A 10,571-nucleotide genomic window follows, 5' to 3' on the forward strand; every position below is an offset into this window, starting at 1 on the left:
AATTGGCACGGGCTGGTAACATGGATATGTCCGTTTGAAAAGGCTCAAACGCAATTTCAGCGCGATCAATAAATCGTAATTCAATCTACAGCTGGTTTGTCGCGACGATCAAAGCGCATGATCTTGAAAAAATGACTGCCTGCGGCAGGCGCGATCCCGGCGCAATGCGCCGCGATCGCTGAGTGGACAAAGGATCAGACGTCGAACTGATAGGTAACTGGAACGAACCGGTAACCGCCTTCCTGCTTTTCAACAAAGCCGACCGAGGGGAACGGCATATGATAACCGATAAAGGGTAACCGGTCGGTCGCGATCATATCGAAGACCTTTTTACGGGTCGCGGCGCCCATGGCCTTGTCGGCGTCGAAGGCGACCTCCCAATCTGGACGTTGCAAGGACGCGACATAGTGATTGGCGGTATCAGCGGTGATGACAAGGTGTTTTCCACCCGACTCGATGTGGAAGATCATATGCCCCGGCGTGTGGCCATAGGCCGCTTCGCTGGTAACGCCAGACACGACAGGATCGCCTGCCTTGATGAACTTGATCTTTTCGGCCAGCGGCTTGACCTTCGTGGCCACCGCCTTCGCGCCGTTTTCTGCAGGTGTTCCCATGCGAGCCGGATCTGTCCAGAAATCATACTCCAACTGGCCGGCGACGATGCTTGCATTGGCAAACGCGGGCGTCTCACCGTTGATGAGACCGTTGATGTGGTCGCCATGCATGTGCGTGATAACGACAATGCTCACCTGGTCGGGCGTATAACCGGCGGCCTTCATATTCGCTTCGAGCTTGCCGAGGCCGTTTTCCCTGCCTGCTGCCCCGAAGCCAGTGTCAAACAAAACGAGATCGGTACCCGTGTTGACAAGAACGGGTGCGAAACCGTTGACGAACTTCGTTTCGGGCAGGAAATTCGCGCGCATCAATTCGGCGACTTTTTCCTGGGTCTGGTTGGCGCCGAACGTCGGATGCGGGCCGTCTCCAGGACGGAGCCCATCAAGCAGAGTCGTGATCTCGTATTCGCCAAGCTTGAAGCGCTTGAAGCCGGGCGGCGTGGCCTCGGATTGCGGCACTGCGGCCATGGCGGAATCCGTCATCAATTGCGGCATCGTCAATCCTCCGATGGCTGCTGTGGAGGCCACGAGCAGGTCGCGGCGGGAAATCTCGAAACTTTGCATGACACCTCTCCTCCAGACAGTGATCGTTCCGGAATGCAGCTTACACCGGCCGGCCGAGACGTCGTCCCTGCCCTCATTGCGAATCGATCACAAGACGCGCCTGCAAGATCACATCTCTTTGATCGCGGCTTGAGCGGTGGAACAGCGGGTGCTATCGGAGCTTTCATCAAGAGCAACTGAGTCCCGTCCCGGACCTGCCTCCTGTTTTCTCGGTTGTGAGAACTGGAAACATCGTGAACCGCATAGTTCCCCTCGTCCTTGCCGTCGCTCTGTTCATGGAGCAAATGGATTCCACCGTTATCTCGACATCGCTTCCGGCAATTGCCGCAGATATCGGAACGAGTCCGATTGCGCTGAAGCTCGCGCTGACGGCCTATCTCGTTTCGCTTGCCGTCTTCATTCCCGTAAGCGGCTGGATGGCGGATCGGTTCGGAGCCAAGAATGTCTTCCGGGCGGCAATCGTTGTGTTCGTGCTGGGATCGATAGCGTGCGCGGTCTCAGGCTCGTTGCTGGCCTTCGTGGTATCGCGTTTTTTTCAGGGGGTCGGCGGCGCGATGATGACGCCGGTTGGCCGGCTTGTCCTCGTGCGCTCGACGCCGCGCAGTGAACTCGTCGGCGCAATGGCCTGGCTTACCATGCCCGCGCTCATCGGACCGTTGCTCGGCCCACCGGTAGGTGGGTTCCTTACGACTTATTTTACCTGGCACTGGATATTCCTGATCAATGTCCCGATCGGCATTATCGGCATCTGGTTCGCCACCCGCTATTTACCGGCAATCGAAACGTTGATCCAACGCCCGCTTGATGTGCCTGGGTTCTTTCTTAGTGGGATAGCGGCCTCCGGAATTGTCTTTGGCCTCTCAGTGGTAAGCTTGCCGGCCCTTCCCTCATGGGTCGGATTCTCGACGCTTGCGATCGGCATTCTATCGGCAGTCCTTTACCTGCTTCATGCGCGCAAGACACCCGAGCCGCTATTGTCTCTCGACCTTTTCAAGAACCAGGTCTTCCGGGCATCGATAGTCGGCGGCAGCCTCTTTCGCATCGGGGTCGGCGCAGTTCCGTTCCTGTTGCCGCTTATGTTCCAGATCGGCTTTGGCATGACGCCGTTCCAATCAGGGATGATTACCTTTGTCTCCGCCGCTGGCGCGATGAGCATGAAGCTTGTAACGAAGTGGTTCTACAGGAAGACCGGCTTTCGTAATTCGCTGATGTACGGGTCGGTAGTCGCGGCGGGCTTCATCGCCATCAACGGCTTCTTCACGCCGGAGACACCGTATCTACTGATGATCCTTCTGCTTCTCGCTGGCGGCTTCTTCCGCTCGCTGTTCTTCACCGGCACCAATGCGCTCGCCTATGCGGACATTCCGAACGAGCAGACGAGCCTTGCAACGCCGATCAGTTCGGTGGCACAGCAGATCTCGATTGCTCTTGGCGTCGCGGTCGCCGGCGGCATCCTCGAAGTCTCGACAAAGATGCACGGCGGACCGCTCCAGCTATCCGACTTTCACATCGCGTTTTTTATCGTGGCGGCGGTTTCAAGCCTTGCCTGCATGTCATTCAGGGGACTGCGGCCCGATGCAGGCGCGGAAGTTTCCGGTCACCGGCCATTGTTGAAAGCGCCGGCCGCAGCGGAATAGGCAAGCACCACAACCTTGCGTTTCTTGTGCCCGATTGCTGCAAAACGAATAGTGGTCTCGTTGAAGGGTTAAAGCAGGTGCGTCGAGCCAGCCGGCGTATCGGGAAGAGTGGCTCCCCGACTGAGGGAACCGCCTTGCCTTCAAACTTGGAGGTGATTCACGCGGTTAAGACCGTCGAGGATCACCCCTATAATGAAAAGAACCCGGACGAGCTGGACACTCACACTCCGGGTTCAATATCAAAAATAAGGAAAGCGGGACGGACCAAAGCTCGTTCCCCGCTCCAAGAGGGAATATGGAGATTCACCCCAATTTCCCAAGAATTGACTGTCGGATCAGCCCTTGAAATCACGCGCCAGCAGATAGAGTTCGACCGATTCCGCCCGAGAAGCTGGTGGCTTGACGTGATGCACCGACTTGAAATTCTTCTTCAGCAGGGCCAGCAATTCGTTCTCGGTGCCGCCCTGGAACGTCTTTGTCAGAAAGTGTCCGCCGGGGCGCAGAACCGATACGGCAAAGTCCGCCGCAACCTCGCAAAGATGTGTTGTGCGGATATGATCGGTCCGGCGATGCCCGGTTGTCGGCGCCGCCATGTCGGATAAGACAATATCGGGCTGACCGCCGAGCGCTTCCATCAATTTGTCCGGCGCGGCGTCGTCGAGGAAGTCCATCTCAAGGAGCGTTACGCCCGGCAAGGGATCGACGTGGAGATAGTCGATACCGACCACCGTCGGCTGTTCGTCCGGCGAACCGACGATCGAGGCAGCAATCTGGCTCCACCCGCCAGGGGCAGCGCCAAGATCAATGATACGCTGGCCCTTCCTCAGAATTTTATAGCGATCATTGATCTCGATAAGCTTGTAGGCCGCGCGCGAGCGATAGCCATCCTGTTTCGAACGCTGCACGTAAGGATCGTTGATATGCCGCTCCAGCCAGCGGCGCGACGATTCCTTGATCGTGCCCGCCTTCTTCTTGACCTTGGTGTGGAGACCACGCGTTCCCGTGCCCCCACGGCCGCCGGTTGTCGTCTTAGCCATGTACACTCCGGTGCCAGCGGTTGCGCCACGCACCATCGCGCGACATGAGTTCAGTCAGGATACCCTCGCGCAGTCCGCGATCGGCAACACGCAATTTCTGGCTCGGCCAGACATTGCGGATGGCATCGAGAATGGCGCAGCCGGCGAGAACGAGATCGGCGCGATCAGCCCCGATACAGGGATTGGCGACACGTTCGTCAAAGCTCCAGGAAAGGAGCTTGCTCGTCATTTCGGTCACGTCGTTGTTTTGCATCCAGATGCCGTCAATGCGGCGCCTGTCATAGCGCTCGAGCCCGAGATGTATGCCGGCAAGCGTCGTTACCGTGCCGGACGTGCCGAGAAGGTGAAAGTTCTGGCTCTTGACGAGATCGCCGAGCTTATGCCGCTCGGAAAAATCATTGAGGAGATCGGCAACGTGGTTGACCATGACGGCGAAGTTGTCCGTCGTCACGTCGCGCCCGCCAAAGCGTTCGGCGAGCGTCACTACCCCGACCGGCAGTGAGGTCCAGGCGATGATGTGCTCGGCGAGACGCGGCGAACGGCGCTCGCTGAGGTCGATCAGCGCGATTTCGGAGGAGCCCCCGCCAATATCGAACAGGACCACGGCATCGGTCTCACGCTCAACCAGGGTGCCGCATCCAGATACGGCAAGGCGAGCTTCAGTCTGCCGATTGATGATTTCGAGTTGCAGCCCAGTCTCATCCTTGACGCGATTCAGAAACTCAGGACCGTTTTCGGCCTGACGGCATGCTTCCGTCGCAATCAGCCGTGCCTTGCGTACATCATGACTTTGCAGCTTATCGCGGCAGATCTTCAACGCCTCGATGGCACGGTTCATCGCCCCGTCGCCAAGTCGCCCCGTAGCGCCAAGACCTTCGCCGAGCCGGACGATACGGGAAAACGCATCGATGACACGGAATTGGCCGGGGCGCGTTGGCGAGGCAACGAGCAACCGGCAATTGTTGGTGCCAAGGTCGAGCGCTGCGTAAAGGGGCCCAGAGTAGCGGAAGTCTTGCCGCGATCCTTGCGGCTGAGGCAGTACCGGAGCCTTGATGGAAACGCTGGCAGTGGCCGGCGTTGTGCCTGCTTCCGGCTTCACGCCTGTTCGGCTGCGGCGGCGGAAGCGATTGGGCCGGCGCTTCTTTCCATGCTTTACGGGCGTGTTACCCGCGTCGATATCGGGCGCAGGAACGGGCGACGACGCAAGCACGGGCGTGCTCGAAACAACGGCTTGTTTCGACTTGCCGCGCCTGCGACGACGCGCACGCTTTCTGGGATTCTTGTCGAAGCGTCCTTCCTGGGAATCAGACTGGTTGCCCCGCGCGTCGAGCGCAGAATCTCCATGAGGCCCGAGCCCATTCTTGGCGGAACCGGTGCTACCATTCAGCACCTCGCCACCGCCAGACGCCCCTCCATGCGACGCGTTGCCCGCGCCCGTTTCGGGGTCTTTCAAGATATCTTCCTTTGGGCGCCGCGCGAACCTTAAGGACGCAGCAGGACGCTTTTTTCAATTAACGTTGGACATAATGTAACATGCTTTAGCAAATATCCAAGTGCGGGGACCAAATAAGCCGCAAACGCCGCACGACCCGATTCCGGGTTCCCTTCGTCGTCTATTGTTCCGTGAACGTTCTCATCGTGATAATCCAAAGGGATTAGATGTGATCAATATGGGAAATCGGGGCCGCATGCTAATTCTCGTTCTCGTCAATCCCTCCGCCCCGGCAATCACCTGCAACAACATTAATCACTGGGCCTACTAGCTAAAGTTATGATCTTGTTGTTGTTTCAATCTTTGGTTGTATTTTAAAACATTACAACCCAATGAAATGGTTCTCAATGTTAGATCATGAGCATAAGCCGGTTTCACTTGTCGGCCTTCTCCTGTTGGTTGCAGCGACCCTGATTTTCCTGGTCGCCATCTGGACGATCGGCAGCGCTTTTGCACGCCCCTGAGACCCGGCTCGCCATGGGGCACGCGGCCGACCACGCCGTCTTCGCCAACTCCGTAAGCTAACCAGCCGACCGACTGACCTGGGCGACGTTAACCACCTAAATCCTGCCGACTCTTTGGCCAGCTAAAATCCGGGATCCTTATTGGATTTGTTTGTCGCAGCTTTCAGGTGCGAAGGCCTTGTCGCGCCCCGTGGGCAGCGCGTCGTGACAGTGACTTCGTTGCGACCGCCTCAATGACGGTCAGATCAGGCGGTTGTGCTCCACAAGTTGGCGCAGGCGGCGCAATTGACCGTCGCTGTCCGGCTCTGCCCGCTTCAATGGCGCCTTGGCCGGTGTGACCGTGGTTTTGACAAGTGGTTCCTGTGATCTTGAAACTGGAACCTTCAGCTTCTGCAGAAAGCTCATGGTGTGGATAAACATCATTGCGGGGATCCTCCCTATGCCGCAAAACTTAGCACGCCGGTGAACCCGGCGGACAAACCTCGATTTTGTGGCGATTACTTCATTGTACCACCAGCACCGCCCCTATGATAGCCACGCCGTGGGTCGCTCGAATCTTTAAACGGTTTTCGTGGCCATCCGTTCCTGAATGTGAACAAAACAGGAACCAATTCCTTTTCATATAAGTGCGGTTGTGGCAAACTTTATGAAAAGGAGATTCTGATGAACGCGATATCCCGGCAACCGGAAGATGAGATTGATGAGGCGCTGGCTTACCATCAGGGCGATGCCCGGGCGACGATTGCGGCCCTTCTTGCCGAACGGGAATTCCTGTTGCGCGAGATCGAATACGCTTCGCTCGCCCTGTCCTATGGCTTTGCACGGGGATGGAAGCCAGCCCGCCAATCGTCCACACGATAGACTTAGGCGACTGCGCGTGCGAAGCTTGCGCCGTGAGTAAAGCGAGGCACGATGAAACATAGTCCTAAACAATTACCCGCGGTAGGCGTGAAGCCAAAACCCGTATTAAGTCCGTCCGAGCAGAAGAATCTGGCGACAACCCTTGCTGCGACCGCCATCATCAATGACGAAACCGCAAAATGGGAAAGCAAGACGGCGCGTCTCAAGGCATTGCGCCTGGCGAAAGAAGCCGCGGAACAAACCGAGACTGCTGCGCGCCCTCCGGCGGCAAGATCAAAAGCCGCGCGCAAGGCAAAGGCAAGATAGGCTGATTGCCCAATCCCCCATGTGGGTTATCCGGACAGATCACAGCATAAATATTTTCAAATAAATATTTTGCACAAGGTCGCTTGGTGATTCGTTTTATTTGCGCGAGGATAATTTATTGGTTTGTGCCATTGACGAAATAGAGCCCGGTGTTTATATACCACCAATCGGTATTTGGTAGTTTGTCACTAGTTTTATTGTGCCATGAGGCGCTCTGAAAAAATCCTTCTTCAAAAATCGAGCTAAAACACTGCTCGGCGCGTCGTGCCGAGGGTAGAAATATTTCCATTGAAAGGGTTCATCATGAGCACTGGAACAGTAAAGTGGTTCAATTCCACCAAGGGCTTCGGCTTCATTCAGCCGGATGATGGTTCGGCAGACGTGTTTGTTCACATCTCCGCAGTTGAGCGCGCCGGTATGCGCAGCCTCAACGACGGTCAGAAGATCAGCTTCCAGCTGGTTCGCGACAACAAGTCCGGCAAGATGACGGCTGATCAGCTGCAGGCTGCCTAAAGTTAATTCGTCTACGCGGTCCTTGACCACGGATGTACTGGCACTGATTGCAAGATGAATTTGAGAAGGTCGGGTTTTCCCGGCCTTTTATTTTGCCCGCGTTTCCCGTCCTCGCGGAAAACCAAGACATTTCATCGCATTGGAAAGAAATGTCTGGAAAGAAGCACCACGCCATATGAGAGTGCGGGAAGAAACGAATCCGCATTGTTGAAGGAGTGTGGCGGCGATGAAAGTTCTTGTCCTCGGCAGTGGCGTCGTCGGTGTCACATCGGCGTGGTATCTGGCGCAGGCAGGACACGAGGTCGTTGTTGTCGATCGTCAGCCCGGGCCGGCGCTCGAGACGAGCTTTGCCAATGCCGGTGAGATTTCACCCGGCTATTCCTCTCCCTGGGCAGGGCCCGGCGTTCCAATAAAGGCGATCAAATGGATGCTTATGCATTTCGGGCCTCTGGTCGTACGACCCAAGGTCGATCCCTATATGGCGCTCTGGCTCATCCGGATGTTGCGCAATTGCACGTCCGCGCGCTATGCGCGCAATAAGGCGCGCATGGTGCCGATCGCGGAGTACAGCCGCGACTGCCTGAAGGCGCTGCGCGCTGAAGTGGCCATCAGCTATGACGAGCGCACGCAGGGCACGCTCCAGCTTTTTCGCACGCAAAAACAGTACGATGGAACGGCCGGCGACATTGAAGTGCTTAAGCAGTTCGGCGTGCCGTATGACCTCCTCGATCCAGCGGGCTGCATTGCTGCCGAGCCTGCGCTTGCCAACGTAAAGGGCAAATTTGTCGGCGGCCTGCGACTTCCGGGCGATGAAACCGGCGACTGCCAGATGTTCACCGACAAGCTGGCAAAGCTCTGCGCCGAGAAAGGCGTCGCTTTTCGCTTCAACACGACGATCACGTCGATAAACACATCCGGCAACCGCGTTGCCAGCGTTTCGACGGAGACAGAGGAACTTAGCGCAGACGCCTATGTCGTGGCGTTCGGCAGCTATTCGCCGTTCCTCTTGCGGCGGATCGGCGTTCATATCCCCGTCTACCCGGTAAAGGGCTATTCAATCACGGCTCCCATTGCCGATCCGGAAGCGGCGCCGGTTTCGACGATCATGGATGAAACCTATAAAGTTGCGATCACGCGGTTAGGCGATCGCATACGCGCTGGGGGCACGGCAGAAATCTCGGGTTACGATTTGAGCCTTCGCGACGCGCGGCGGGCAACGCTGCATCACTCGGTCGGTGACCTTTTCCCGGGCGGGGGCGATCTTTCCAAAGCGACGTTCTGGACCGGCCTTCGCCCCATGACCCCGGATGGCCCGCCAATCATCGGCGACAGCAAATATGCGAATCTCTATCTCAACACCGGACATGGCACACTTGGCTGGACCATGTCCTGCGGCTCCGGACAAGTCATTGCCGATATTGTCTCCGGCAAGTCACCTGATGTGGACGCCTCCCCACTCAACATCAGCCGATATGGCTGATGTTACTCCGATAAGAGCTAACCCGTTTTAAACATTACAAAATGTTTAGTCGAGCGTTCAGATTTCATTCACCTCGTCAGGCCTAAACCAGTAGGCGTCTCCCAAGACACTTGTGGTTAGTCCAGCCACACACAACTGACGAGGTAACACCATGAAAAAGATTGCTCTGGCAGCAATTGCACTTTCTTTGATCACGAAGCCCGCGGCATTCGCTCAGCAACGAACTCACCAGGGCTATGGCTATGGCCACCCGCAAAAAGAGGTCATCGTCAAGAAGACAGTGACGGTGAAAGAGACCCACTGGTCGCGTGGCAAACGGCTCCCGCCGAGCTATCGCCGCCATGTCGTGCGTGACTACCATCGCTACCATCTGCGCACCCCGCCGCGTGGCTATCAGTGGGTCAAGGCGGACAACGACTACGTTATGGTCAGCGTCGCAACGGGCATCATTTCCGCGCTGGTTCAGGCACGCTAGTGCCCGTCCATAAAGGCCGGTTTTTCTGAGGTTTCAAGGATGTTTGGTTGCGCACCCCATGCTGCTGTGCGGTGCGTAGCGGCGCGAAGTGGCAGATAGGGGCCGGGAGGACTGGCTTGCGGATCTGCGGGCATGGGTCAGTTGCCCGGCGCACACGGTGCCGCTCTCAGGAGCGTGGAGGTGTCAGGTCGGCTGGAGGCGAGCGAAGAGTGCGAGGTTATGTGCGAGCACCGAGGACCAGACATAGGTCTTGAAGTGGTCCAGCCCGCGCCAGGTGCAGCGCCCCAAGCCATAAGCGCGTTTCAGGCAAGAGATGCCGGCCTCGATGCCGGCGCGAAAGTTGCGCAGCTTGCGATAGACCCCGCGGCTCTTAACCATGTCTTCGATCTTGAGGCCACACTTCTTGTGGAAGGCCATGTCGCGGACGCCCCAGGTTTTGGCTCCGCTCAGATTGGCGCGGCTGGCATAGCCGCCGTCGGCCGCCGCCTGACGCGGCGCCTCGCCATAAAATGCGATGTGGCGCTCCAGCATGGGCAGCAAGCGCTCGCTGTCGGCCGGGTTGCCGGCTTCGATGACGAGGTCGAGGATCAGTCCGCTGCGGCCGGTCGTCAGATTGAGTTTGTGGCCGTAGTCGACGTCGCGGCGGCCCTTGACGATGATGTCGGCATGCGGCTCGAACAGGCTCACCAGCTTCTCGCCGGCCGGGATCGGCTTCCCGGCCAGGACCCGCCGTTCGGTCTGGGCGATGATCCGCGCGATCAGCAACCGGTAGCGGCGGACTTGGGCCTGCCAAAGTTCAACGGCCGGGCCCGCCGCCAGGGTCAGCTGCTCGGCCGCCTGCTGCAGATAGCCCAAGGTGGTGCGCGTGATCCTGAGCAGGTCGCGGTAGTGCTGAACCCGTTTGGGGCGGCCGCGAACATATTCGATCGCCCGGGCCCGCTTCTTCGCCGCGCGGCAGTGATCGTGCCATGGGCCGGCGCTGCCCAAGGCATCCGCGTGCTGCAACAGCCGCACCATCACCCGCACAGCGTCCCACAGCAAGCTGCTGTCGCTCGGCTCGTGGATGAGTGCTGCGGTGACGGTGCTGTCCACACGCACGACCTTGCCGCTTTCCAGCTTGTCCTGCCG

The 10,571-nt window shown here is 57.9% G+C and carries 11 protein-coding genes; 6 read left to right on the forward strand and 5 right to left on the reverse strand.

Annotation, left to right across the window (positions count from 1 at the left end; all coding sequences use genetic code 11):
- Nucleotides 1-194: 194 nt before the first annotated feature.
- Nucleotides 195-1,178, reverse strand: a complete 984-nt coding sequence (locus AAAB35_RS00480; RefSeq protein ID WP_340666293.1) for an MBL fold metallo-hydrolase — start codon at nucleotides 1,176-1,178, stop codon at nucleotides 195-197.
- A 233-nt stretch (nucleotides 1,179-1,411) separates the two neighbouring features.
- Here AAAB35_RS00480 and AAAB35_RS00485 point away from each other — a divergent pair, with 233 nt between their 5' ends.
- Complete coding sequence (locus AAAB35_RS00485) at nucleotides 1,412-2,815, forward strand: MFS transporter (protein WP_340666294.1); 1,404 nt, start codon at nucleotides 1,412-1,414, stop codon at nucleotides 2,813-2,815.
- A gap of 335 nt (nucleotides 2,816-3,150) precedes the next feature.
- On the opposite strand, the gene AAAB35_RS00490 is transcribed toward AAAB35_RS00485, so the two are convergent.
- The 3 genes from AAAB35_RS00490 to AAAB35_RS00500 form a co-directional block, all read right to left on the reverse strand.
- Entirely contained in the window at nucleotides 3,151-3,852 is a 702-nt protein-coding gene (locus AAAB35_RS00490; protein WP_340666295.1) for an RlmE family RNA methyltransferase, read from the reverse strand.
- Complete coding sequence (locus tag AAAB35_RS00495; RefSeq protein WP_340666296.1) at nucleotides 3,845-5,305, reverse strand: Ppx/GppA phosphatase family protein; 1,461 nt, start codon at nucleotides 5,303-5,305, stop codon at nucleotides 3,845-3,847. Before AAAB35_RS00495 ends, AAAB35_RS00490 begins: the two co-directional genes overlap by 8 nt.
- A gap of 743 nt (nucleotides 5,306-6,048) precedes the next feature.
- The gene (locus AAAB35_RS00500) at nucleotides 6,049-6,231 is read right to left on the reverse strand and encodes a hypothetical protein (protein WP_340666297.1); all 183 of its coding nucleotides are present in this window, start codon (nucleotides 6,229-6,231) and stop codon (nucleotides 6,049-6,051) included.
- 240 nt (nucleotides 6,232-6,471) lie between these two features.
- Between AAAB35_RS00500 and AAAB35_RS00505 the strand changes: the two genes are divergently transcribed.
- The 5 genes from AAAB35_RS00505 (at nucleotide 6,472) to AAAB35_RS00525 (ending at nucleotide 9,443) form a co-directional block, all read left to right on the forward strand.
- Entirely contained in the window at nucleotides 6,472-6,669 is a 198-nt protein-coding gene (locus AAAB35_RS00505; RefSeq protein ID WP_340666298.1) for a hypothetical protein, read from the forward strand.
- Nucleotides 6,670-6,720: 51 nt separating this feature from the next.
- Nucleotides 6,721-6,975 (forward strand): hypothetical protein, encoded by a 255-nt coding sequence (locus AAAB35_RS00510; RefSeq protein WP_340666299.1) that lies wholly within the window; start codon nucleotides 6,721-6,723, stop codon nucleotides 6,973-6,975.
- Between the two features lie 303 nt (nucleotides 6,976-7,278).
- The gene (locus tag AAAB35_RS00515) at nucleotides 7,279-7,488 is read left to right on the forward strand and encodes a cold-shock protein (protein WP_027230165.1); all 210 of its coding nucleotides are present in this window, start codon (nucleotides 7,279-7,281) and stop codon (nucleotides 7,486-7,488) included.
- Between the two features lie 226 nt (nucleotides 7,489-7,714).
- Nucleotides 7,715-8,968, forward strand: a complete 1,254-nt coding sequence (locus tag AAAB35_RS00520; protein ID WP_340666300.1) for a D-amino acid dehydrogenase — start codon at nucleotides 7,715-7,717, stop codon at nucleotides 8,966-8,968.
- 151 nt (nucleotides 8,969-9,119) lie between these two features.
- Nucleotides 9,120-9,443, forward strand: coding sequence for an RcnB family protein (locus tag AAAB35_RS00525; RefSeq protein ID WP_340666301.1), 324 nt, complete (start codon nucleotides 9,120-9,122; stop codon nucleotides 9,441-9,443).
- A 183-nt stretch (nucleotides 9,444-9,626) separates the two neighbouring features.
- On the opposite strand, the gene AAAB35_RS00530 is transcribed toward AAAB35_RS00525, so the two are convergent.
- Nucleotides 9,627-10,571 (reverse strand): ISNCY family transposase (locus AAAB35_RS00530; protein WP_340666302.1); only part of this gene is annotated, 945 nt, incomplete at its 5' end.

The organism is Phyllobacterium sp., from assembly GCF_037994425.1.
Lineage (GTDB): Bacteria > Pseudomonadota > Alphaproteobacteria > Rhizobiales > Rhizobiaceae > Phyllobacterium.

Excerpts from the sequence above, each read along its gene's own strand:
- AAAB35_RS00520 (WP_340666300.1), top strand. The coding sequence starts at position 7,715 with ATGAAAGTTCTTGTCCTCGGCAGTGGCGTCGTCGGTGTCACATCGGCG.
- AAAB35_RS00505 (WP_340666298.1), top strand. The coding sequence starts at position 6,472 with ATGAACGCGATATCCCGGCAACCGGAAGATGAGATTGATGAGGCGCTG.
- AAAB35_RS00525 (WP_340666301.1), top strand. The coding sequence starts at position 9,120 with ATGAAAAAGATTGCTCTGGCAGCAATTGCACTTTCTTTGATCACGAAG.
- AAAB35_RS00515 (WP_027230165.1), top strand. The coding sequence starts at position 7,279 with ATGAGCACTGGAACAGTAAAGTGGTTCAATTCCACCAAGGGCTTCGGC.
- AAAB35_RS00480 (WP_340666293.1), bottom strand. The coding sequence starts at position 1,178 with ATGCAAAGTTTCGAGATTTCCCGCCGCGACCTGCTCGTGGCCTCCACA.
- AAAB35_RS00500 (WP_340666297.1), bottom strand. The coding sequence starts at position 6,231 with ATGATGTTTATCCACACCATGAGCTTTCTGCAGAAGCTGAAGGTTCCA.
- AAAB35_RS00490 (WP_340666295.1), bottom strand. The coding sequence starts at position 3,852 with ATGGCTAAGACGACAACCGGCGGCCGTGGGGGCACGGGAACGCGTGGT.
- AAAB35_RS00510 (WP_340666299.1), top strand. The coding sequence starts at position 6,721 with ATGAAACATAGTCCTAAACAATTACCCGCGGTAGGCGTGAAGCCAAAA.